The sequence below is a fragment of the Aeoliella straminimaris genome, from assembly GCF_024054565.1.
Lineage (GTDB): Bacteria > Planctomycetota > Planctomycetia > Pirellulales > Lacipirellulaceae > Aeoliella > Aeoliella straminimaris.
In genome coordinates, this window is the sequence record NZ_JAMXLR010000036.1 from 440,868 (window position 1) to 465,047 (window position 24,180).

The 24,180-nt window shown below is 60.8% G+C and carries 18 protein-coding genes; 7 read left to right on the plus strand and 11 right to left on the minus strand.

Features of this window, described 5'->3' with window-relative positions; all coding sequences use genetic code 11:
• Position 1 precedes the first annotated feature (1 nt).
• The 4 genes from NG895_RS11125 to NG895_RS11140 form a co-directional block, all read right to left on the minus strand.
• Entirely contained in the window at positions 2 to 877 is an 876-nt protein-coding gene (locus NG895_RS11125) for a PTS sugar transporter subunit IIC (protein ID WP_252852558.1), read from the minus strand.
• An 87-nt stretch (positions 878 to 964) separates the two neighbouring features.
• Positions 965 to 1,963 (minus strand): alpha/beta hydrolase, encoded by a 999-nt coding sequence (locus NG895_RS11130; protein WP_252852559.1) that lies wholly within the window; start codon positions 1,961 to 1,963, stop codon positions 965 to 967.
• A 74-nt stretch (positions 1,964 to 2,037) separates the two neighbouring features.
• Positions 2,038 to 2,661 carry a phosphoesterase gene (locus NG895_RS11135; protein WP_252852560.1) on the minus strand — a complete coding sequence of 208 codons (624 nt, stop codon included), beginning with the start codon at positions 2,659 to 2,661 and terminating at the stop codon, positions 2,038 to 2,040.
• A gap of 304 nt (positions 2,662 to 2,965) precedes the next feature.
• Positions 2,966 to 9,148, minus strand: coding sequence for an alpha-2-macroglobulin family protein (locus tag NG895_RS11140; RefSeq protein ID WP_252852561.1), 6,183 nt, complete (start codon positions 9,146 to 9,148; stop codon positions 2,966 to 2,968).
• A 325-nt stretch (positions 9,149 to 9,473) separates the two neighbouring features.
• Here NG895_RS11140 and NG895_RS11145 point away from each other — a divergent pair, with 325 nt between their 5' ends.
• Together NG895_RS11145 and NG895_RS11150 are read left to right on the plus strand one after the other, a co-directional pair.
• Positions 9,474 to 10,883 carry an undecaprenyl-phosphate glucose phosphotransferase gene (locus NG895_RS11145; protein WP_252852562.1) on the plus strand — a complete coding sequence of 470 codons (1,410 nt, stop codon included), beginning with the start codon at positions 9,474 to 9,476 and terminating at the stop codon, positions 10,881 to 10,883.
• 119 nt (positions 10,884 to 11,002) lie between these two features.
• On the plus strand, positions 11,003 to 12,319 hold the full coding sequence (locus tag NG895_RS11150) for an outer membrane protein assembly factor BamB family protein (RefSeq protein ID WP_252852563.1): 1,317 nt from the start codon (positions 11,003 to 11,005) through the stop codon (positions 12,317 to 12,319).
• A gap of 108 nt (positions 12,320 to 12,427) precedes the next feature.
• Here the strand turns inward: NG895_RS11150 and NG895_RS11155 are convergent, their stop codons facing one another.
• Positions 12,428 to 13,333 (minus strand): DUF1571 domain-containing protein, encoded by a 906-nt coding sequence (locus NG895_RS11155; protein ID WP_252852564.1) that lies wholly within the window; start codon positions 13,331 to 13,333, stop codon positions 12,428 to 12,430.
• A gap of 361 nt (positions 13,334 to 13,694) precedes the next feature.
• On the opposite strand from NG895_RS11155, the gene NG895_RS11160 reads away from it, so the two are divergent.
• The gene (locus NG895_RS11160; RefSeq protein WP_252852565.1) at positions 13,695 to 14,354 is read left to right on the plus strand and encodes an MBL fold metallo-hydrolase; all 660 of its coding nucleotides are present in this window, start codon (positions 13,695 to 13,697) and stop codon (positions 14,352 to 14,354) included.
• Positions 14,355 to 14,360: 6 nt separating this feature from the next.
• Here the strand turns inward: NG895_RS11160 and NG895_RS11165 are convergent, their stop codons facing one another.
• The gene (locus NG895_RS11165; protein WP_252852566.1) at positions 14,361 to 16,169 is read right to left on the minus strand and encodes an ATP-binding protein; all 1,809 of its coding nucleotides are present in this window, start codon (positions 16,167 to 16,169) and stop codon (positions 14,361 to 14,363) included.
• 65 nt (positions 16,170 to 16,234) lie between these two features.
• Positions 16,235 to 16,594, minus strand: a complete 360-nt coding sequence (locus NG895_RS11170; protein WP_252852567.1) for a response regulator — start codon at positions 16,592 to 16,594, stop codon at positions 16,235 to 16,237.
• Positions 16,595 to 17,640: 1,046 nt separating this feature from the next.
• Between NG895_RS11170 and NG895_RS11175 the strand changes: the two genes are divergently transcribed.
• A complete protein-coding gene (locus NG895_RS11175; protein ID WP_252852568.1) occupies positions 17,641 to 18,081 on the plus strand; it encodes a ZIP family metal transporter in 441 nt (146 codons plus the stop codon).
• Positions 18,082 to 18,180: 99 nt separating this feature from the next.
• Here the strand turns inward: NG895_RS11175 and NG895_RS11180 are convergent, their stop codons facing one another.
• Positions 18,181 to 19,527, minus strand: coding sequence for a sulfatase-like hydrolase/transferase (locus NG895_RS11180; RefSeq protein ID WP_252852569.1), 1,347 nt, complete (start codon positions 19,525 to 19,527; stop codon positions 18,181 to 18,183).
• 234 nt (positions 19,528 to 19,761) lie between these two features.
• On the opposite strand from NG895_RS11180, the gene NG895_RS11185 reads away from it, so the two are divergent.
• Positions 19,762 to 21,144, plus strand: a complete 1,383-nt coding sequence (locus tag NG895_RS11185) for an Nramp family divalent metal transporter (RefSeq protein WP_252852570.1) — start codon at positions 19,762 to 19,764, stop codon at positions 21,142 to 21,144.
• A 27-nt stretch (positions 21,145 to 21,171) separates the two neighbouring features.
• Here the strand turns inward: NG895_RS11185 and NG895_RS11190 are convergent, their stop codons facing one another.
• From NG895_RS11190 to NG895_RS11200, 3 genes are read right to left on the minus strand one after another with little or no spacing between them, the layout of a single operon-like run.
• The gene (locus NG895_RS11190; protein ID WP_252852571.1) at positions 21,172 to 21,762 is read right to left on the minus strand and encodes a cysteine hydrolase family protein; all 591 of its coding nucleotides are present in this window, start codon (positions 21,760 to 21,762) and stop codon (positions 21,172 to 21,174) included.
• 52 nt (positions 21,763 to 21,814) lie between these two features.
• The gene (locus tag NG895_RS11195; protein ID WP_252852572.1) at positions 21,815 to 22,141 is read right to left on the minus strand and encodes a hypothetical protein; all 327 of its coding nucleotides are present in this window, start codon (positions 22,139 to 22,141) and stop codon (positions 21,815 to 21,817) included.
• Positions 22,138 to 22,725, minus strand: a complete 588-nt coding sequence (locus NG895_RS11200) for a TetR/AcrR family transcriptional regulator (RefSeq protein WP_252852573.1) — start codon at positions 22,723 to 22,725, stop codon at positions 22,138 to 22,140. The genes NG895_RS11195 and NG895_RS11200 overlap by 4 nt, the downstream gene beginning before the upstream one ends.
• A 175-nt stretch (positions 22,726 to 22,900) precedes the next feature.
• Between NG895_RS11200 and mddA the strand changes: the two genes are divergently transcribed.
• Complete coding sequence (mddA, locus tag NG895_RS11205; protein ID WP_252852574.1) at positions 22,901 to 23,698, plus strand: methanethiol S-methyltransferase; 798 nt, start codon at positions 22,901 to 22,903, stop codon at positions 23,696 to 23,698.
• A complete protein-coding gene (locus tag NG895_RS11210) occupies positions 23,691 to 24,158 on the plus strand; it encodes a hypothetical protein (RefSeq protein WP_252852575.1) in 468 nt (155 codons plus the stop codon). Before mddA ends, NG895_RS11210 begins: the two co-directional genes overlap by 8 nt.
• Positions 24,159 to 24,180 lie beyond the last annotated feature (22 nt).

Below are 24,180 nucleotides of genomic sequence, written 5' to 3' on the forward strand. Positions count from 1 at the left end.
GTCAAGCTTGCGGGTTTTCGACCTGCGGCTGGCGAAAGGCGAGCAGCAACCAGAACAGTACCCCGCCAGCGGCAAAGACGCAGATCGCAAAGTAGCCGAAGGGTCCCGCCGCGAGCAGCACGGCCACGCCAGTAAAGATCAGCAGCAAGTGGCCAAGCTTGAAATGGAAAGTGGGAAGACCATCAGGCCAGTGAATGGCCAGGGCGAATAGGCTCAATACGTACATGATCACAGCCAAGAACATGGGGTCGTTGCTGAAGATCCCTTCAACCGTCAGGTTGTAGTTTGGCGAGACGACGGTCGCGGCCCCGAAAGCGAGCGACGCGGCAAGCATGACTTGAGCGGCTGGCCAGAGCACCGCATCTCGTCGCCCCACGCAGGCCACCACGGCAGCCGCTACCCACACCACAGTGGCGATACCAGGGATACGCTTGCGAATGCGTTCGGCCGTGCTGGAGTGCGATGTTCGCGGTGGCTTGGCATTGCCGGGCAGTTCCTCCGGCGATCCGCCCGACATCCGCCACCCTTCGAACTGATCGCCATCGAAGTACAAGCGAACCGGGATGTTATACTTGGGGTGCGTCCAATCGACCATCAATCGGCCCCGGCTTTCTTCCAGGTCCAGGGGTTGGCCGTCGTTCAGTTCTCGCTCCAAGTCCGCCCGTGTCAGTGGCGAAGCGCGGTCGGATTCGAAGAACGCATCGAGCCGGGCTAACTCCTGACGACTTTCTGCTTGCAGTTGGCTCATGTGAGCCTGCCAGGCGACTTGCCGCTCCCAGTCGCTGCTGTTTTCCACCGACTTGTACCATCCTCCGGCTACGAGCAGCACCAGAAAAACAGTCCAGAGTACGACAGCAGGGCGATAGCGAGAAAGCATGGTCGAAGTGGTTCAGATGGAGTCACAAGCCGTCCAATCATTCGAACCGAATTGCCGCCACGATGCAACACGCCCGCAGGGCTCGCGCTACCGAGGTCGCCGCCGTGGAGGACCTTCGCTGGCCTCAATCGACTGGTCGTGCCACTCGCTGTGTTGGTTCCGCAAGTGATGGTCGAAGAAGCGGCGGACCAGGTTGTTCGCCTCGGGCGGGAAGCCTTGCCCATGTCCGCCGCCTTCAATGGCGACCAGCGTGGTGGGCACGCTGGTTTCTTTCAGGGCAGCGTTGATGAGTTCCGATTGATTGAAGGGAACCGTGGGATCGGCAGTGCCGTGAATAATCAGGAAGGGCGGATCGTCTTCGGTGACGTACGTGATCGGGTTCGCCGTGGCCACCTTTTCGGGATGGTCGTGAATTGCGCCACCGATCAACAGCGACTCGGGCGACCGGGCCGAGTCGTGATCGAGCCGCGCGCCCGGCAGGGCACCCTTGGACATCTGCAGGAAGTCGGTCGGCCCGAAAAAGTCTGCTACGCAGGCCACGCTGGTCGTTTGATCGGTGTGAGGGCCGAGCGTGCCGTCCATTGCTTCGACACCCGCACTGGTGCCGAGCACCGCCACCAGATGACCACCGGCAGAGGTTCCCCAGACACCGATTTTATCGGGGTCAATATTGTACTTCTCAGCGTTAGCCTTAAGCCAGCGAATGGCCGCTTTGCAGTCGTGCATTTGCGCAGGCCACTGCGCTTCGTCGCTGAGTCGGTAACCGATGCTCACGGCCACGTAGTCGCCCGAGTCGGCGTAGCGCGCCACCCGCCACAGGGCCTGCCGCTTGTCGCCAGCCCGCCATGCACCGCCGTGAATGAACGCCACCACGGGCCGTGGCTTGTCGCTCTCGGCTTTGGGCACCAACAGATCGAGCGTTTGCCGCCGATTGTCGGTCTCCGCGTACGGTACGTCGGCCACCAGTTGCACGTTGTCCGGCACTCGATCAGCAACCGCCCGTTGTCCAAGGCGAAGCTGTGCAGAACTGATGGCGGCGGCAGACACGACGGCGATCGCAGTAGCGACGAACAAAACCCGGGGCATGAAACACTCCCAACATAAGAGCAGCAGAAACCTGTGTACAGGCATCTAACCCCGACGGGAGCGTTGGGTTGCGATTATCCAAACAGCGCCCGCATCACGATCTGCGACCAGCTCTCGTAGCGGTCGAGCTCGGACAGGATGTCGGCCACCGGACGGAAGCCGGCTTCGGTCAGGTCGTCTTCACGCGGCTCGACGCTGGGCGACCCGACGTCGAATACGTGCACGACGCCCAGGTGGACCTTGCCCACTTCGGTTTCGTCGTCGTTGATCATGCCGACGGCCGATTCGGTGTAGGGCGTGTTGATGGAGACTTCCTCTTCCAGCTCGCGACGCATGCCCTCGCTGTAGACGTCGCCGGAGTGGTTTACGGCCTCCGCGTCTTCGATCGAGATGTGACCGCCGACACCAACGCTCCGCTTGGCTCGCAGGCGAGCTTCGCCGACGCCACCGCCTCGCAGGTAGTCGAACACCTGCACCTCGCCACTGGGCGTGGTGTAGCGGAACAGGCAGTAGGGGATCAGTTGCTTGAAGCTGGGGTCTTCTTCCATGTCGCCCCGCGGGCGGTAGCTGATTTGGTCGCTGCTGACCAGCGGTTCGAAGTACCGGGCGACGTCGGGCGAGAATCCTTGGAAGTGTCCCAGCTCGTGAAACAGCTCGGTGGGAACAACCAGTACTTTCTCCAGCATGACGGTCGACACGGCGACTCCTTTCGTGGTGGGGGGCAAAATCGGAAGCCGCCATTGTAGGCCACACCCGCGGGCCTCGCCAAGCAGGGGGAATTTCCGGGACGCGGTTAGCTTTTCGTGTCATTCCGACGGAGGCTCGCCGACTGAGGAATCCGTCTTGCAGATCTACCAGCATCAACGGACGTGGGAGTTCGGCACTCCAAACTCCAGCAGGGCAGACTTACCCACCCCGGCAACGTAGATCCTTCAGTCGTCTAGACTCCCTCAGGATGACACAATGCGTTGGTTCCCTCAGAACGGCATGTCTGCCATTTGCTCATTCCTGCTCTTTGTCTACTACCCGCACTTTCAGTTCGTTGCTGTTACCCTTGAGCTCCGGGGCGTACATGGCGTAGGCCTTGGTCGGCAGGGCGGAGAACTTGCCGGGCGTCTCGGCTCGCATGCGGTAACTCACACTATGGGTGCCGCGGGCGAGTTGGCGGACGAACAGGCTCACGCAGTCGTCGCGCAGCTCCATGTACGCACCCAGCTCGTTGCCGTTGTAGCCGCTGCGGACTTCCACCGGTTCGAAGCCAGCGGCTTTCAGGTCTTCGAGGATTACGTACTCATAGTCGTTCTTGCTCTCGACCGTCAGCTCGATCTCCACCAGGTCGCCACTATCGACCACGCCCAGGTTGGGGATCTCGGTTCGCTCGTACTTTTCGACCTTCTGCGACACCGCCTGACCGCGACCGCCGGCCACGTTGGCCGTGGCGTCGACGGGCGTCAGCTTGAAGTACTTGCGGGCGACTTTCAATTCGAGCCCGGCAGCCTTGATGTCGTCCTCCAGCGAGAAGAGCGACAAGTAGGCGTTATAGTACAAGCGGCCTTCGCCGGTTTTGCGAATTTCGAGGGTGTGCCGACCCGCTTCGATGTCGCCACCTTCGACGACGAATCGGTTGTCGAACGAGAAGAGCACTTCGGGCGTGATCTCCACGGTCTTCTGCCGCTGGCCGTTGAGCCAAACCTCGACAGTCATCTCCGATTTGCCTTCGCCGGTAGCATTCAGGTAGTCGCCCATCGCCTCGACCACCAGGGCCGTGTCGCGAGTGCTGTTCCAATACGTGGCGTGCTTACGGTTGTTCAGCAAGTACTTCACCAGGCCCGCGGCTACATCGCTCTTGGGATCGGTGGCCACCAGCAGCTTCAGGTAGAAGGCATGGGCCTCGTACTCGCTGCCGTACCAGTACCACCAGAAGCCGGCCGGCAGGTTGAGGTACGCCGTTTGGTTCTCGTCGTCGATCACCACGTACTGCGACAGATTGCGAACCAACATGTTACGCATCGTGTCGGCGCCGTCGATGTTCATGTCGACTTCGTACTGCAAGGCGAGGCCAAACGTGGCCTGGCTGTAAACGGCCAGTTTCAGACGGTCTTTGTATAGATAGCCCCGCATCTTGGCCATCGCAGCGTCGGTTGCCTGCCCCACGTCGGCCCGCCGGGCGTCGGTCAGCACCAGGAAGACTAGTGCGTCGAGGTTATCGGCATGCGCTTTGTAGGGCTTGGCGTCGTCCAGTCGATTGCCGTCCTGGTCGGCGTTGGCCAGCTTGGCGAGTTCGCCTTCCTGATAATTGACCAGCCACTGGATACCCTTCTCCAGCGTGCCTGGCACCAGGGCGACGTCGTTCTGACGAGCGACCAGCAGGCCACGGACCACGGTGCAGGTGGTGTGGGCCGAGCTATACTCGCCGAATCCGCTGAACCAGCCCCAGCCGCCATCGGATAGTTGCATCTCGGTCAGACGATTAACGCCTGCTTTGACCACCTTATCGAGTTCCGCTTCGTCGAACACGGGGTTCGCCTTGTAGCGTTTCCATTGTTCGGCTCGCTCGCCGGCGTCGCCCAGTTCCTGGGGATTTAGGTTCGTCTGCTTCTCGCGGATTGCCTTCAGGTCGACGCCCATCTGGCGGAGCGTCTGCTGTGTGATCACCGCCGGCAGGAACCGGTTGAGCGTTTGCTCGGTGCAGCCGTAGGGATAATTGATCAAGTAGGGCAGGGCGTCGACCATCGCGCCGGCCAGGGTGGGCGAGAACTGCACCTCGAGCCGGGTGTCGCCCACACGGCGCTGCTCGGGTACCACGATTTCGAACGCCTGCTTGGCGGCGCCCGACGCTAACACACCGCTATGCGGAATGAGCTTCTCGATGCCATGCACCTTGATGGGAATCTCGACTTGCATGGCGTCGGATTCCTCGTCGGTGATCGCGAGTGCGCGAAGTACGGCGGTGCCTTCGTGTTCGGCCTTCAGTCGCCAGTCGACACGCTGCTCGCCACCCGCGGGCACTTCGATCTGCATCTCCAGATTCCGCGAGGCGGACAGGTAGTCGCCGTCGAGTTCCAGACGAACCTTTACCCGTTTGTCGCTGGGCAGATAGTTGTGAACGTTGGCCGAGATGACTACCTCGTCCCGTTCGACCAGAAACCGTGGCGTCTGCAGACGCACGAGCAGGTTCTTGCGCGTCACGGCCGAGGCCGAACCGTCGCCCACGCGGGTGCCGTGTCCCATGCTCCAGACGCCGAACTTCCACTTCGAGAGGTTTTCGGGCATCGGGAACGTGACTTCTGCCAGACCGGACGAATCCGTCTCCACCGAGGCGGCCCAGTAGGCCGTGTCGGCGAACTCCTTGCGCACGGTAGGCGTAACTCCGGATTCCGATGGCTGACCTTGTGCTGGGCTATCCATCTGACTTCGATCTTCGTCTACAAAGGCGTCGACCGATTTGTCTGCGGCAGCCTCCATCGCCATAGGGGGGGCGGCCATTGGTGCTGCGTCGGACCTCGAGAGCGTTACAAGACCGCGGGAGCCGCCGAGGCCAGCCATTTCGTTGCCAGCAGTGCTTGCGCCGAGTGTCAGGTCGCCAAACCGGCCGAGTTGCTGCATCGCAATCTGACCGGGGGGAGTAATGCCTTGTGTGTAGCGGCTCAGGTTGTCCTCGGTTCGCGGATGGTGATGGCGTTTCCAACCCCAGAACGCCTTACGGATGTCGCCCACGTTCGAACCGCCGGAGATGTACTCCAGCGCTTCGTCGTACACGGTGAGCACCGTATCGCCGACAACCGGTTGGCCGGCCTCGTCCGTGAGGCGGATCTTCACCTGGGCATCCTGCCCCGGTTGATAGGCGGGCGAGGAGGGGGCCACCTCGACGTTGACTATCCGCTTGGCTGGCGGTACCACGATTTGCTTGGCGACCGTGTGCACCTGGCCGTTGGAAACGGTTTGGGCTTCGACAAAGAAGTTCGGCATGTCCCCCGGGTGAATATCAATCGGCACAATCGTGCTCTTACCGGTCAAGCGAACGATCTGTGGCTTGTAGTAGGTGCCGTTTTCGGGGCGTACAAACAGCAGCACGACGCTGCCGCGACGGTTGGCGTTGATCTGCAACTGGAGCTTTTCACCCGGTTCGTAATGCCGTTGGTTGGGCACGAGTTCCAGATCGGCAAAGTGGAAGTCGCTGCCATCGAAGTTCGGGCCGACAATCGTCAGCAAGTAGGCGCCTTCGATGGTCTTTTCGCCGCTGATCACCTTGTACGACAGACGATACTGCCCCGGCTCGGAGGCTTTGATCTGCAACTCCGCGGTGCCTTCGTCCGAGGTGGCGAGTTCCCATTTGCGGACCTCGGTCTCGGTGGGCTTGCCGGACGCGTCGTAGGCAATCTGTAGCAGCCGCACGACGCCATTGCCCGCGACCGGCTTGCCATCCGGGCGGTGTGCCTGGAAGTTGGCTTTGATCGTCTCGCCGGTGCGGTAGTATCCGCGATCGGTCCAGACGTACACATCGAACGGTTTGCGAGCCACCAGTACGTCGCCCGTGCCGACGATGGTTCGCCGCGAGCGGTCGACTACCTGGGCCTCGATATTGTATTCGTGGTCCTGATCGGGATGCAGTTCCTTGGCCAGTTGCGTATCGATTTCGATCTTCAGTTTGCCTTCGGCGTCGAGCGGCGATTCGCCTTCAGCCACCACCTCGGGCGGTTGCTGTGCGCGCTCTCGCCACCAGGGATGCGGCGCCCAGCAGCCCCAGCGATTCCAACCGGGATACCAGGTATAGTCGTAGCCGAACCACCAGTAGCCTCGACCGTACAGCCAGTCCCACGGGCCAACGGGGAACCACTGCTGGTTGCGATTGGTTCGAGTGACGGTGTACTTAATGGTGCCTTCACGCACCGGCTCGCCGAAGTAGTAGCGTGCCGACACCACAGCTTCGAACGCGTCGCCCAACGCGAGTGGTTCCTCCGGCGCGTCGACAATCACCTCGTACTCGGGCTTCTTGTATTCTTCCACTCGGAACGAGCCGCCACCGTAGTTAACCAACTGCAAATGGTACTGCCCGAGAGTCGCGCCCGCGGGCAATTCGAGTTCGCCGGCGACGCCACCAAAGGCGTTGGCCGTGACCTGTTTACTGTCGATCTTCTCGCCTTTGGGGTCGTAGACTTCGAGTTGAAATGTCTTGTGCGCGTACTCCGACTCCATGGGCGAATCGTATTTGGCTCGTTCGACCCAGATCTTGTACTGCACTTTCTGTCCGGGGCGATAGACGGGGCGATCGGTGATGGCGAACGCATGCACGCGATCGAGCTCATTGGATTGCGGATTGGCACGCCAGACGTTGTAGAACCCCAGGAAGGCCAGGCGCCCCTCGGGTGTGGTGGCCGTGGCCAACCAGTTATACCGTCGATTGTCGTCGCCATCCTTCACCGGTGCGATGGCCAGTCCGTCGGCGTCCGTCAGCTCGGCAAACTGCTGGGTATCGACCCGCATCTCATTGGGCTTGGAGCGTTCGAACTTGTAGCCAAACATTTCCAGGTTCGCCTTGGCGATGGGCTTGCCGGTTGCGGCGTCGGCCACGTAGTACATGGTGTCGCTGCTGAGGTTCTTCTTGACGATGGCCGTGTCGGCCACCCACAACACGATGTTCGTGGTGTTGCCATCCGCCAGCCTGGCGGTAACCAAATACGCGCCGGCCTTCTGCAGAGGCGAGGTAATCGTGGTGTGGCTATCGAAGTGGCCGTCGCGAGGTTCGAGTTCCACGGTCCACTTGGCGACTTCTTCGCCGACGTACTCTTCCTGTTTCTCGTTGACCAGTCGATAGCCGATACGCGAGATATCGAGCTTCTGCCAGTCGAGTTCGCGCGGATTACTCTTGAGATAGGCCTTCAAATCGGCCAGCAGTTCGGCAACTTTGATCGCCTGGGCGGTAAACTCGACCGACTTGCCGTTGCGGTAACGAAATTCGAACGTTGCACCTTTGCCCGCGGGCTGCAGCTTGGCCGTTTCGAACTGGCCCCACGGCTTTTCGATCTGGTCGAGCATCTGCTGGTCGCGTTCTTGCGTGTCCTTGTCTTCGGCGTACTCCAGTGCCTGGCGCCAATACTCGGCCGAGCGAGGAAACTGCCGCCGGTCGGCAAACCAATGGGCCAGTGTCGTGGCGGTCGAGTGGGCGCGACCTTTGGATTCGCTCTGGTTGGCGACTTGCAGCGCTTGCTTGTACAGCAGGATGAAGTTCTGATCGTCGGGCAATTCGAACCGCTGGATGCCGGTGGCCAGGCGAGCGATGGTTTCGTTCTCTTTGAGCGTGTGCAGCGAGTAGATGCTGGCTTGCTGTTCGAGGCCGTCTCTCTCCCCGCGTGCCAGCAGGGGCGCGATGGCACCTCTCAGAGTGACGACCCCAAATTGGCCGTGCAAGAAGTCCGCGCGGGTGGTGAGCTCCAGCCATTTGGTGGCCGAATCGATCTCCACCATGTGCGCCAGCGACCAACGCCACCGCTCGCCATCGTTCTTGGCGGCTTCCCAACTGGCTGGCAGTTCGTAGTACACCGGCTTATTGTCAGCCGTAACGGGCGCGGCCTGCGTGCCGCCGCGCTGCCATCCCTCCTCGTAGTCGGGCAGCATTTCCAGGTCGCTCAACAGTTGCAGCTCCCAGGAATTTTGATGCTTCCGCCCGTACATCACGGCGTCCGCCAGTCGGGAGCATAGCTGCGTTTTCTGGTCGTCGGGTGCCTGCGGGTCCGCATCGGCAAGAGTTAAGGCCTTGCGTAGCAGTTGCAGCGAGCGGACGCGGTCGCGCTGTTCGCTGTTGACCACCTTGCCACCGCCACGATGTTGCCCCCGCTGGAATTCGCCCGAGATCAGGTAACCGAAGTGCTGCGCGTCGAGGTATTGGTTGCCGGCCGACCACAAGACACGCCACTGGTGGGGGTGAGCCTCGATGGTAGCTTCGACCAGCGTGTCGAACTCCGCGTACCGGTTCAGCCTTCTGAGGCACTCCACCGCGAGGTGAAGGTCCTTCTGCACCTCCTTGCTGGGCGTGTTGGGCGACTTGAGTCTTGCGGTGTAGGCTTCCAGGGCTTCTTTGAAGTTGCCGTCGTCCATCGTCTGTTTGGCCTGGGCTTGGGTAGGGGGCGAGCCGGCCGGTTGAGCAGCGTAGGCGGCGATTGCCAACAGCGGGAAAGCAAGCAGCACGAGGGCGACTCGGCGCCAGGAGCAAAGCAATATCATTGGAAGGAAGTGCCTGTCGGTCGTTAGTGTTCCGTAAACGAGACGCCGCTGCATCAGCCGGGGGGGCGGGGCCTGCAGCGGGCGCCTTCAACATACGCTACTTCGACGCTGCCGCGAAGGTCTAAGTTCCGTGCGAGGCGCTGTTTGCGACGCGAAACAGCCGTGTTGCAAAAATTCAACAGGGGAGGCGAGATTTCGCCAAAAACGGCTTGTTTTTCGCCTGGCACGCCGGTTGCAAATTAGTCCGGCGTAGTACGACTTTTCTGCACCCAGGATTCAACTCCCACCTATGTCGCCTGTCACTCGCGGAATTGCCGAAACGGCCTCGCCGGTCAACAGCCTGCACCGTCTGATGGATGGCGTGCTGATCGCCCTGTGCACGCTGTGGGCGCTCGGCTTCACGCCCGACGTACCCACCGACGAACGATTGGTGTTGTCGGCGGCCGCCATCCTGGTGTACCACGTCGTGGCCGAACTCACCGGCTTGTACCGAAGCTGGCGGGGCTCCCAGATGCGGGGCGAGTTGACCTGCATCACCCTAACCTGGGCCTACTCCGTACCCGTGCTGTTAGGCGTCGGCCTGGCGTCCGGGTACAACGCGACGTTGAACTACGAATCGAAGCTCGGCTGGGTCTTCCTGACGCCCATTGCGTTGATGGCCGGACGCATGGTCTTGCGTACGCTGCTGCAGTACTTGCGAATGCGTGGTTTGAACACCAAGACCGTCGCCATCTGCGGCGTGAATGAACTGGGGCTTCAGCTGGCCCGCAATTTGACCGATTCGCCCGAACTTGGCCTGCGTGTGCATGGCTTCTTCGACGATCGCCCCGAATCGCGAACCAGTCAGGTTCCTTCAGAACTCGGTAAGCAGATTGGCACCCTGGACGAACTGGTGATTGCCGCCAAACGGGGGTCGGTCGATATGATCTACATTACGTTCCCCATGCGGGCCGAGGAGCGGATTCAGAACGTGCTGAAGGCCTTGGGCGACAGTACCGCCAGCGTGTACATCGTGCCCGACTTCTTCGTGTTCGAGTTGCTGCACGCCCGGTGGACCAACATCAATGGTCTGCCCGTGGTCAGCGTATTTGAGAATCCGTTGTACGGTGTCGACGGGCTGTTGAAACGCGTGTTCGATTTTGTCGTGGGCGGAGCCATCCTGGCATGTGCCGCGGTGCCGATGTTGTTGATTGCCGCGGCGGTGAAGTTCACCTCGCCCGGCCCCGTGTTCTTTCGGCAGAAGCGGTACGGTATGAATGGCCAGGAGATCCGTGTGTGGAAGTTCCGCAGCATGACCTGCTGTGAAAATGGCGACAAGGTTACCCAGGCTACCAAGGGCGATCAGCGGGTAACCCGAGTGGGAGCGATCCTCCGCCGGACGTCGTTGGACGAGTTGCCCCAGTTGTTCAACGTACTGGAGGGTTCCATGTCGCTGGTTGGCCCGCGGCCCCACGCCACGGCTCACAACGAGCAGTACCGGTCGTTGATCGAGGGTTACATGCTTCGCCACAAAGTGAGGCCTGGCATCACCGGCTTGGCCCAGGTAATGGGGTTCCGTGGCGAGACCGAAACGCTCGACAAGATGCAGGGCCGTGTCAGCTACGACCATCAGTACATTCGCGAATGGTCGTTGTGGATGGACCTGAAAATCCTGGTACGCACGTTCAGCGTCGTCTTTGGCCAGCAGGGGGCGTACTAAGCTTCGCCCCGGGGGCCCGACGGCGAATTTCGAATGCCCGGAATTTGCCCCACCAGCGCTGCAGGTTCTGTTACAATCTGCCCGAGGTTTGAACGCCCAATTCTTCGGGAGACTTGTGTATGTGCCAGCGTGTTGTGACAGTGGTTGCCGCCTTCTGTTTGCTCCAAGGGACTTTCGCCGAAGCTGATTCGGAGTGGCCCCAGTTTCGCGGACCGGATGGACAGGGCAACGTCGAAGACGGGGCTCCGCTCGAGTGGAGCGAAGACTCAGGCGTTATCTGGAAGACCGAAATCCCCGGACGTGGCTGGTCGTCCCCCGTCGTCCAAGGCGATCGCATCTGGATGACCACCGCCATCGAGCGGGCGGCCGACCGCGACGAATTGAAAGAACGCACCAAGGGCAGCCCCACGGCCAACGCCATGGAATTGGCGTCCGAGGTGTCGCTGCGGGTGGTGTGTGTCGATCGCAATTCAGGCCACCTGTTGCACGACAAGGAAGTGCTGCACGTCGAAAAGCCTGATCCCATTCATTCGCTCAATAGCTACGCGTCTCCAACGCCGGTCGTGGAGCCAGGGCGATTGTATTGCCACTTCGGCTGTTATGGCACCGTGTGCCTCGACACATCGGACATGTCGGAAGTGTGGCAGCGCAAGTTCCCCAACGACCACTTCGTCGGCCCGGGCAGCTCGCCCGTGTTGTGCGACAATCTGTTGGTGCTGACCTGCGACGGTGGCTACAAACAATACGTGGTGGCGGTGGACAAGCAGACCGGCAAGACGGTGTGGAAGAAGGACCGCCCGCCGATCCGTTCCACGAATCCCGATTGCAAGAAGTCGTACTGCACGCCACTGGTGATTGAGGAGGATGGCGAAAAGCAAATCGTGATCCCCGGCGCCCAGTGGATTATCGCCTACGCTCCCGAAGATGGCCGCGAAATATGGACCTTCGACCATGGCGCAGGATTCTCGCTGGTGCCTCGGCCGGTGGTGGACGAAGAGCACATCTACTGTTGCACCGGATATACCGGGGACAAACTGCTGGCCATCCGCCGTGGTGGCAGTGGCGACGTGACCAAGACGCACTTCGACTGGGACCACGGCCAGCAAGTGCCCCATCAGCCATCGCCCGTGCTGCATAATGGGCGGCTGTTCATCGTCAGCGACAACGGCATTGGCCAGTGCCTTGAAGCGTCGACGGGCGAGGTCGTGTGGAAGAAACGCCTGGCCGGCAACTACTCTGCCTCGCCCCTATTGGTGAGCGACCGGTTGTACTTCTTTAGTCGCGAAGGCACTGCCACGGTGGTCGATGCCAACAGCGACAAGGGCGAAGAACTGGCCATCAACGAGCTGGACGGAGGCTACATGGCCACGCCCGCCGTGGTGGACGGCCAACTGATCGCCCGCACCGAGAAGCATCTCTACGCCATTGGCGAATAACGCCGCCAAAAAAAGCAGCAAGGTGGCGGAATTCGCCGGAATTCCGCCACCTCGCAATCTGCGTGTGACAATGTCTTGTGAGTTGGGCCAACCCATGCGGCCGCGAGATTACTTGAAGATCTCGGGGTGCGCCTCGCTGAAGTGGGCGGTGGTGTATCCGTTGTTGATCTTCACATCGGTGTACATATAGAACTCGACCAACTCGGGGTTGCCGTTACTGTCCTTCTTCCAGTCGTAGGCCTCGAACCGCACTGGAATCTTCAGCTCCTTGTCAATGTAGATCTTGGCCACGTGGAACTTGAACTCGCGACGGGGAACCGGGTGAGTGATCTCCAGCATCACGGCAGGCCGGGCCGCCTCGCCTTTGCCGAGCGTGGCATCGGAGTAGGTCTTCACTTCGCATTCGCCGTACTGCATGTCGTTTTCGGCGATCGTGATCAGTTGGTCGGTCAGGTTCTTCACACCAGCCATGGTGATCGGGTGACGTTGTCCCTCCATGGCCATGCCCTTGGTGGGGTCGAGCGTCAACACGCCGGCCACTGTGGCACGCCAGCCATGGCCGCGAGCACGCATCTTGCCGCCGTTCTGGCCCTCGACGTACAGGCATTCCTGACCCTGCTTGGGTTTCTTGAACAGCAAGTGAACGCTGAACGGGTCGTGCATCACACGCATCGACATGCAGTTGTAGTCCTGCAGCTTGCCATCGATCAGCTCGCGTTTCCAGAACGTGCAGCTATAGTCGTGCACGTTGGCGTCGATGTGAGTCTTCACCCGCTCGGCCAGCCGCTTGCAAGGCGCCAGCGGATGCTCGCCCTGATGTTGGGTGAGGTCGAAGAAGTCGGCGACGGGCACCGCATGGGCCGAAACCGTCTTGGCGGGCGTCTCGTGCGCCACACGGTAGACCGGTTCCCTCAGGTTCTCGCCACGCTCCTGCTGAGCATTGGCTGCGGATGCAACGGTAAATACAGCCACGCAACTGGCTAGTCGGCAGGTGGTGGTCGAAACCTTGATCATCGAAAAACTCCCTTCGCTGTGGCTCGGCCTAACGGCCCAAGGCGAGGCAACACTTCCACGCGGTTGTCTATGACAGCCTTGTGGGATGGTGTCGATACCAATTATTCTCAAGCGATGGCGGCGGTGTGGTGCAAACGTCGCGCCAAGGCCGCGAAGTCTGGCGGGTAGTCAGGCTGGCCGACTTGCAAGTCGCTTGCTCGCAACTAGTTGGAGTGACTTGCTGCTGGCCCGCGTGGGTGGCAGCATCGTAAACCGATTGGCAAATTTGCCATGGTTTGTAATGCTTGCATCCTTTGCTGGCCAAGCTCTCGCCCGTCCATGGTAGTTGCTGCTTGACTGATCCGAAAGGGAGACGCAAAACGTGAGTTCTTCTCAACCCCCAAAGATTACCACCATCCTCTCGCAGCCATTTGGCGAGAACACCTATATTCTCGGCATTCCCGGCCGGTCAGATTGCGTCGTAGTCGACCCGGGATTCGAACCCGACAAGATTTTCGCCGAACTGGACACTCAGAACCTCGTTCCGGCCGCAATTCTTAACACCCATGGGCACAGCGACCACATTGCTGGCAACGAGGCGATGAAGCAACGTTGGCCCGACTGTCCGCTGGTGATTGGTCACGGCGACGCCCACAAGCTGACCGACCCGCGGGCGAACCTGTCGGCGATGTTTGGCGGCCAGCTTATCAGCCCCACGGCCGACGTCATGCTAGCAGAGGGCGACACCTACGAGTCGGCCGGCATGGCGTTCCGCGTGCTGGAGACACCGGGCCACTCGGCAGGGCATATTGTGTTTGTGCTCAAGAGCGATGAGCCCACGCTACTGATCGGCGGCGACATGCTGTTTCGGCAGGGGATCGGCCGGACCGACTTTCCCGATGGCGACCCCGCGGCCATGGTTCATTCGATTCGCACCAAGCTCTACACGCTGCCCGACTCCACGGTGGTTTATCCCGGGCATGGTCCGGAGACAACCATTGGCTACGAGAAAGAGAACAACCCCTTCGTGCCCGCCACGTGAGCTGCCCTACATGCCGGGCGCTAAGGTCTGGCGCTGGATGTGACTGTCCGAGCCGTCGTCGTCCGGCTCTTCGTCCACCACTTCGGAGTGCGCACGCTGATCAGCGGCTGGCACCTTTTGCACGGGCAGTTCCATCAGGAACTTGCTGCCCTTGCCGGGGGCGCTTTCCACACGGATGTTGCCGCCATGCTCCTGCATGATTTTCTGGCTGACGGGCAGGCCCAGGCCGGTGCCGCGGCTGCCTTTGCCGCTGACGAACACGGTAAAGATGTTTTCGATGTCTTTGGTCTCGATGCCGACACCGGTGTCTTGCACCTCGACAATGGCCAGCTTGCCGGCATCTTCCAGGTGGGTCCGCACGTGCACCTCGCGACGTTGGCAGTCTTCGCAGGCATCGATGGCGTTCGTCACTACGTTCAGCACAGCGCGGTGAATGGCCTCGGGATCGAACATTGACGTGGGAATGTCCTTGCCCGGTTTGAACTGCAGCTTGGTGCCAAGTTCCCCGGCGCGTGTCTGCATCAGTTCCACCACGTCGGACACCACCTCATTCAGGTCGGCGGGCACCGGTTCGGGTTCGCGTTCCTTGCTGAAAGTCAACATGTCCATCACCAGGCCGGAAATACGCTGCTGATTGCGCTCGACAATCTTCCAGCCTTTCTGCATGGTGTCCATGGCGCGGAACAGGGTTTCGGGATCCTGTTCGCCGCTCTCCAGGGCCTTGGCCTGGTCCTGCATGGCGAGCTCTATCAAGTAGCTTCCTCCGCGAACGCCCTGCAAGATGTTCTTGATATGGTGCGACAGCGAGGCGATCGTCTGCCCCACGGCTGCCAGGCGTTCGGCCTGAACCATGGCTTTGTAGTAGCCAGTGTCTTCCACTGCCAAAGCCGCCTGGTGGGCGATGGCCACCATCAATTTCAAGTGCTCCTGCGTGAACTTCGTGGTGGTTCGCTCTTGCAGCATCCGCTGCGGCGTAAGCGACGTGTCGATGTAGATCACGCCTACCACGTCGTACCGACCTTGCATCGGCACGCAGATCGCTTCCCGCACGCCCAGCTTCACGATACTCTGGGCGGGGTCCCAACGCTGGTCGTCGCGAGCGTTACTGGTCAGCACACCCTCGTTACGTTCGACCACGTAGTCGAGGATCGTCTTGCTGATCGTGATTTTGTCTTCGGTCTGCACGCCTCGCCGGTGGCGACGCACGCGTGGGGCCAGGTGCCCGTTGCGTTCGTCTTTCAGCATGATGCAGCCACGGTCGGCGTCGACCCACTCGAAGATCATCTCCATGATCCGCGCCAGCAGTTCGTCGATGTCCAGCGTGTGGCTCACGGCCAGTGCCGTGCGATACATGATCTGCAGATTGCTTCGCGCCCGAGCGAGCCAGGGGCTGGCCTGGTCGTCGGTCGGGGCGACCAGGATGTCGCTCGAATCGCTCTGCGTTACCGCGTGTAGGATGCGCGATTCATCTTCCTTCGCCCCCGAGGGGATGATGCTGATCTCGTCCGACAGGTCGGGTTGCTCCTGCGGCGTGCCGGTGTACAGCACCAGGGTGCGGCCCAATTGGATCTGATCGCCGCTGGCCAGCACATGGTCCTGCACCCGTCGGCCGTTGATGAAGCTGCCGTTCGAGCTGTTGCGGTCGCGGAAGCGATAGGTGTCGCCTTCCTGCTCCAGCACGGCGTGCATACGTGATACTTCGGTGTCGTGCAGCTGGATGGCGTTGTCGCCCACCCGGCCGATCGATACGACGGGCCCCTCGAGGTCGAAACGCGACCCCTGATCGCGGCCTTGGATAACAAACAGACTCGGCACAGTAACCGTGGGTGGACGAGAATAGTGGGCGTAACTGCTGAAAGCACCGCCCGACTCGTCCACAGCTATGCGGCCGCGGCCCGACGTTGCTCCAAAACGCTCTCAATTCTACGGATCAGTTGGCCGTAGTGGTAGGGTTTTGCTAGCAGCTCTGAGGGGTCAAAAGCAATTTCTGCCCCGGTTATTTTGCCGAGAAGAACGATTGGGGTGTTCGTGCGGCGCGCCGTCGCGGTCAATTCCCGCAGCGCCTGCCGTTCGACGCTCGAATCGCTGTCCGCATCCAGCACGATCAACTGCGGCCGCAACTGCTCGGCCAGCGTCACCGCTTCGGCTGCCCGCGAAGCCTCGATGGACGAAGTGCCACTTCGCGCGAGCAGGGCACAGAGCACCTCACGCGATTCGGCGGACTGGTCAACGATCAACACTCGGTTCGAATACATAGCGAAATACCGAAATTACTGTCTGCCGAACTGGTCGGGTCGAACCGAGCGGAAGACGTGGCGCACAATGGATGTTCGTACTGGCAAGCGGTTTGCCGGGCGGGGTGCGAAGCATAGTAAGGGCCCGCGAGTGTGTCAAAACCGAATTTTCGCTTCCCGGCTACTATCTGTACCTTCTGTGGCCTTCATGCTAGCAGATGGCGACTCGCCCTTGGACGTTTTGAAGGTTTTGGGCCGCTTTTGGGGGATATCGATTTCACGTTCCAAAACTCCAGGGGGTCGGCCTCACCTCGAATGTTGTAACTTGATACTTGCAAACAACTTGCGCGTTTCCAGGTGCGTCAAAACCCAGAGGGTTTTGGAACCCCACGCTCCCCAAAACGATCAAAACCCCGTTTCCGTCCAGGAAGCGCTCGTCGGCTAAATCGTCTCCCTACCTGCGGCTAACGCCGCCAGCTCCTATGTTGACGATGCCCCGCTCATTGCCCACGCAGCCACCACCTCACGATGGAGGTGTACGTATTGCCACTTATGCATTAGACCAACTGCGACAGGCGTCTCAAGAACTACTTTTTGACAAGTAGGTAGGTCGCTCGCGCCAGACTCCTGCAGCCGATGTCTTGCAGATGGTTCTTGTCTCTTCAGCAGAGGTAGCGTGGGTGGTTCCAGTGGCAGTGTTGAGGCTTCCTGTGCGGGTATTGCGGCTTGGGTGGGTGGTACACTTGGGTGGCTTTCTATTCGGAGGTCCGCGTCAAATTCCAGAAGAGCTAAACTTTAGCGACTCGGTGCTGCTGTTGTTGCTACTGACAAACAAAGGACCGCCAATCATGTGGACTGAATTGCCAAGCTGTCTCGTTTCGGTTCCGGAGATCTTAGCAGCTGGAAACGCTGTTCCCGGCATTCCAATCGATGCTCTCTGTATGCACGCTCTCGCGGCAGGGCTAGCTTCTACGTGGCTGCTTGCCCTCTGCAAAGCAGGAGAACTAACTGGCAATCAGGAAAACGTCTCACACTTGCCTCCCGAAAGAAGGTTGCCGCACGACTCCGATGCGAAGGTCGCAGGCGCCTTGTTTGCGATGGGGGCGGTGATTGGTGTCGCGATTGCGCTGGTTCTGCACTCCAATGGAGGAGACGCAGCGAGCTATTGGCCGCTGTCTCTGGCAGCGGGAGCGGTGCTTGGCGTTGTGGTTCCCTGGCCGCTGGTTCGCAGGCTCGGTAAGGATTACCTCGACCGTGCGCGACTCAACCTGGAACAAGGTCGCTTCAAAGAAGCGATGCAGGATGCCGCCGAGGTCGAACGTATCTCAGAGGTCTACAAGTCCGAGGCCATCGAGATCAAGGAGTACGCGCGCCAGCAGCGAGACGAGCAGATCGCTATAGGAAACGCCCAACCGGTTAGCGTCAGCCAGTCGACAGAAGGCGATCCTGAGTTTGCTGAATTTTTGAGCTCCTACACGCCTGGCTCATTGTAAGTCGGCGCTCGCGACACGGTTGTACAATAGGCCACACCCCAGGAAACCAAGCTCAGTAGCCGTTTCCACCACGAGGTTTGGACAGCCCCCGCCACCGCTCTAGTTCGTTCTGGCGCTTTCGAGCGAGTGCATGATCTGCTGCAGCCGCACGCGGGCTGCGCTCGCTTCGGGATCGTCCTGCTGGGCGGGGGTCTCGCGGGGCAGGGCGCGGGCGTCGAGCAACTGCCCCGACTTCTTCAAGCGCCACTGGCCGTCGAACACGGCGGCCTTTTCACCGGACGCGCCGTACGTGTAGGCGTGCGAAGCTCCGGGCTTCCCGTGTACTTGCGGAGCGATGGAATTGCCGTCCCTGCTACTTTGATCGGTCAGTTCTACCCCGGCTAGTTCGCAGAAGGTGGGGAACAGGTCCACCACGTCGACCAAGTCGTCGCAGACGGCTCCCTTGGGAATCGAATCGGGTCCCCACCAGATCAAAGGTACATGCGTGCCGGCGTCGACCACGGTGTGCTTTCCGCCATTTACCCTTCCCGCAGTTGTGTGTCGGGTGTGGAGCAGTTCGTCGGTTTGGCCGGACAGGGGATTCTCGAAGAAGCGTTCTTCCGTGCCATTGTCGGCCATGAACACGACGTACGTGTTCTCTCGTATTCCCAATTCATCGATGGCTGACAATAGTCGGTGCACGAGGCCATCCATGTAGCTGACCATGTTCACCAGGTTTGCTGGCCGAGGGGGCGAGGCAGCACGGTCCTCAGGCGTCTCGACCATCGGATAGTGTGGCATCAACTCGTTGTGCACAAGGAGGAAGGGTTCGCCCGCTGCGGTGGCTTCGCTCATTTGCTGGACCACGTAGTCGACGAGCACATCTGGCCCGAAGCGTTCGGCGATGTCGTCGCGGAGCTCACCATCCTGGTTGAAGGTCGGATTCCAATAACGGGTGGTTTTATGGCCCTGGCCGGACTCCGAATCTGTTCGCCAGATTTGCCATAGGCACCAGGAATCAAAACCCGCGTAGTGCGGATGCCGCGGGTGCAGTTCCAGCGTGGCGAGTTGCCACTTGCCGGAAACCGCCGTGCGGTAACCCTGGTCGCGTAGTCGCTGTGCGTAGGTCGGCATTTTCTGGAAGTCGACCTGCCGCGTCGTGCCCTGGTGAACCGGCAGAACGCCCGTTTGCAAGTGCCGGGCGCTGTAGAGCCCCGTGAGCATGCTCACTCGCGACGGTGTGCATACGCCGCTGGCATATGCTCGGGAGAAACGCGTTCCTTCGGCCGCCATGCGATCGATGTTTGGCGTCGAAAAGTCGAGCCCTCCGTAGCACCCCAGCCCTTCGTACCCGAGATCATCCACGTAGATCAGCAGGATGTTCGGTCGAGTGGGTTGAGCCTCGGACTCAATTGCCCACGCCAGGCAGGCACCGACAAACGCAATCCAACACGCGAGCTTAGTCATGTTTCTATTTGGCCAAACAAAGCGGCGTCTCCCAACCGGCCAATTATAGCTTGCTTGTTCCGCGTTCGCATCCGCATGCTCGACTCTAGCGTTGCCCCATCGCTGTGGTTCATTGGCTGCACCGCCATCGGGTAGTATTGGTCGCGGTGTTGGCGGGACCCATGTCCCCGTTGCCCCGCCCGCTCTGCTATAGTGAGCCTTACTCTTCCTTCCCACTTCGAGGACATTTTGCCAATGGCGCCCACTGTTCGCGACGATCCCTATTCGCTTGATCCAAATATGGTGCGGGAGCCACCGACCTCTTGGTGGGAGAGCCTGGGGTATGTGGGGCCGGGTTTCGTGCTCTCCGCTTCGATTGTTGGCTCGGGCGAGTTGATCGCCACCACGGTGCTGGGGGCCCGGGCCGGGTTTATTGCCCTGTGGATCATCCTGCTCTCCTGCGTGGTGAAGGTGGCCCTGCAACTGGAGTTTGGCCGCTACACCATCGCCCACGGAACGACGGCCATGGAGGCAATCAGCCAGCTGCCGGGCCCTAGGGCGCGCGGCACCGGGTGGATGGTTTGGCTGTGGCTGTTGTTGTGGCCCGTCAAGATCCTGCAGGTTGGTGGCATTCTTGGCGGCGTGGCGATGGTACTGGTGCTGGTGTTTCCCGGAACGAGCGCTGTGGCGTGGTGCTGGACGGCTGGCGCCGTGGTCGCGGTACTCGTGTCGCTGGAGCGTTATGGACTGATTGAGCGGACCTCGCTGGTGCTGTTGTCGCTGTTCAGCCTGCTGACGCTCAGCTCGGTAGCAGCCCTGCAGTGGACCGAGTACGCCGTATCGATGGGTGACCTGGCGAGTGGGCTAACCTTCCAACTGCCGGGCGACATGCTGTTGGTGTTCGGGGCATTCGGACTCACCGGCGTAGGTGGCGATGAGATTATGAGCTACACCTATTGGCTGTTGGAGAAAGGTTACGCCGCTTACACCGGCCCGTACGACGGTACCGACCAGTGGCGGGCCCGTGCTCGGGGATGGATTCGCGTGATGTATCTCGACGCGTTCTTGTCGATGATTGCCTACACGGTGGTCACCATGGCCTTCTTTGTGCTCGGCGCGGCGGTTCTGCACGTCCAGGACCGCGTGCCCGAAGGGGACGAGCTCGTGGAGACGCTGGCCACCATGTACACGCACACGCTGGGCGAGTGGGCGCGGTGGTTGTTCCTGGCAGGGGCCTTTGTCGTGCTGTTTAGCACGCTGTTCTCGGCCCTGGCCGCCTGGACGCGTATCTGCGGCGACGCGATCTGCGGGCCCTTGGGGCTCGACTTCCGCCGGCCCGCGACACGAGGCCGGTTGGTGTTTGTGCTGGCGTGGTTGTTTCCTGTTTTGTGGGCGGGCGTCTACACCATCTATCCCAACGCGGTGAATATGGTGCTGCTAGGCGGTGTGGCCACCAGCGCTATCTTGCTGATGGTAGTGCACGCGGCCATGTGCTTCCGGTTTCTCACGCCGCATCGCGTGGTAGAGTCGACTCCCTGGTACGACTCGGCCCTCCTGGCCAGCGCGGCCAGCATCACGGTGTTCGCCCTGGTGGGCCTGTGGATAACGCTGGCCAAGTGGTGGGCCGGAGCAGGGTGAGCATGCGCTCCAAGCAACCGCCGGCACTCATTCCGGGATCGCTTCTGCGTCGTCCACCACAATCGCCACCAGGTCGGCCAGCCCGCGAAGGCTGGCGCGTTGCACTTCGGCGGCCGAGATGGTACCGCCATGGCCATCGGGCAGGTCGCGCGTAGCGGTGGTGTTTTCCACGACGCTTACTGCGTAACCACGATCGAACCCGCCCCGCGCGGTCGAGCTGACGCACATGTGACTCATAAAGCCGGCCAGGATGAGATTCTTGCACCCCATGGCCTGTAGTTGCTCGTGGAGATCCGTCGAGGCAAACGAATCGGGAAAGTTCTTCACAATCACCGGCTCCGATCCAGCGGGTGCCACCACATCCGCAATTTGTCCATTCGTCGCCGTCAGGTCGTAGGGCGAGCCCACGCCTGCGTCGTGCTGGATATGAAAGATGGGAATGCCGGCTTTTCGCGCCCGCTCGAGCAACCCGCTGGCCTGCTCGAGCGCCTGCTCCACGCCCACCAGCTGCATCACGCCTTCGCGGTAGGTGTTTTGGCAGTCGATCATAATCAAGGCTGACTCGCCGAGCTTTGCTGGAGTGTCGGACAGGCCGGCAATCTCTCGTATGGTGGGCATGGTTGGTACCTTTCGGAAGTTAGTGCGTCTGACTGGCAGACCAGGATCTGGATCAGTGCTCTTCCCACTCCAGCTGCTCTCGCCAGTCGTCCGCCTTTTTGTAGTACGACTTGAACACGGCGACGATGTCGTCGACGGACGAGGCATTTGTTGTTGAGTAGCGCTGATAGACTCCGTAGCCGCCCATGGTGGTGAACTCGATCTCGAGTCGATCGTCGTCCGAAGTCGCGGCGCGTGACCCCAAAACCGAAACGCTCTCTTCGTTCGTCGTGACGGGATGGTGAGGGAAGGTCAAATTGGGGGCCTTGTTGGGAATGTTCCAGTCCAGGTTGCGAACAGCGGGTACGGTCGGCCGATCGACGCTGAAGGACCTGGTCAATCGTTTGCCGTGCCAGATTGTTGGCAGTGCGCCTCGATCAACAGGTTGGCGAGACGCCGCGCGATGTCGATGGTTCGCTCGTTACCGGTCACGTGCCGCGTTACGTAGGTGCCCTCCATGATCAGGCACAACTCCTGGGCCAGCTCGCGCGGGTTGTCGGCCGCCGCTTCCACAGCCAGTGTGTGCAACAGTTCTTCAATCGCCTTCTTGTTTTCCGCCGCCGCGACGTGGGCTGGTTCGTGGGGCAGTGGAAACTCCATCGCGGCGTTTACGAAGATGCAGCCCTGGAAATCGTCCGAGGCAATGATGTAATCGACCACATCGAGCACCGCATGCAGTTGGTCGATCGGGGAATCGCCGCCACGCTCGCGAATCATCGTGACGAAGGTGTCTTGCAGCCAGGCGTTCTGCATCTCGAGCGCCGCCAGCATCAGGTCTTCCTTGCTGTCGAAGTGCTTGTAGAACGCCGTCTTGCTGATTCCGACGTCGGCGAGCACCTGGTCGATGCCGACACTGCGAAAACCGTCGCGGTAAAAGCGGCGAACCGCTGCTTCGACAAGCCGTTGGCGAGTAGGAATGCTCATCGTGTGAGAAGTTGCCCTGGCCGGGTGTACTTGGAGTCCACCCTCAAGTGTACCAGAAGTCAACTTTCGTGAGCTTTTAGTCGAGCGATAATCGCTTTACAGAGACCAGGGCGGTTTTCGGTGGTTTGCTCCCCGAACGACCGGGTACTAATCAGGCATTTTGGGAGGAAATCTCATGAAACGGGCGGTTTACATGGTTTATGGTGTGGCGTGCCACTTGTTGTTTCTCGGCACTTTTGCCTACATGGCCGGCTTTGTCGGCGACCTGTGGGTGCCGAAGACCCTCGATTCGGCCCCCGCAGGGCCGGTGGGCGTGGCCGTGGCGATTAACCTGCTGCTGATGGTGCTGTTTGCCGCGCAGCACTCCATCATGGCCCGGCCCGCGTTCAAGAGGGTCTGGACCCGCCTGGTGCCGGAGCCCATCGAACGGAGCACCTACGTGCTCTTGTCGTGCCTGGTGACGATGGTGTTGATGTGGCAGTGGCGGACCATCGACACCGTGGTGTGGGACGTCCATTCGCCCTGGTTGAGGGGCGCCCTGTGGACGCTGTTCGCCATCGGCTGGCTGCTGATTCCGGCGGTATCGCTACTGATCAACCACTTCGACCTGTTTGGCACGCGGCAAGTTTGGCTGCACTGGAAACGACAGAATTACACTTCCTTGCCATTCCGCGAGCCACTGGCCTACAAGCATGTTCGCCATCCGCTGTATATCGGTTGGGCGATCGCCTTCTGGGCCACGCCCACGATGACGGTTGGTCATCTGTTGTTTGCGGGCGTGCTGACGATCTACATGGGGCTGGCGGCAGTAGTCGAGGAACGAGACTTGGTTGCGCACTTTGGAAGGCAGTACGAAGAGTACCGGCGAAGAGTGCCGATGTTTGTGCCGCTCTGGAAGCGGCGCACTGCGAACGCACTCGAAAGCAGTGTCCATGCAGCGCTGCCCGCCAGCCCGGAGGGGTCCCGTGCTTGAGTCTCGCTTCGACTTCAGCGTACTGAAAGATCCCAGCTGGTGGCATTGGGCAGCGACGGTGCCGCTGCTCGCACTGCACCTGACCGGCTACTCATGGGCGCTACCGGCCGCGATTGGCTTGTGCGTCGTGGCGGTAGGCTATTTCCTGCACCGCCTCAAGCGGGTGCGACCGTACCCGGTGCAGGTTCGGGTGGCCTACCTGGCACTGCTCTTGTGTGGCATGTTGCCGGGGATGAACTGGATCTACTGGATTCCGCTCGTCGGCACGACGGCCATGGTGCTCGTGGGCTACTGCCCGCTACTCCGCTTGCTGAGCATTTGCCCCTGGAACCGCATTGGACCCCTGAGTTGGCCACTTGTCTGGCGAGCATTCGTCCGCGAGCCCTGTGCGGGCGGGCTCGTCAGTTGGCCTGTGGATTCGTCCGTACCCGTGGCGGCGTGTTGTAGCTTGGGGAAGTAAGACGGCAAATGGTGCAAGCCGA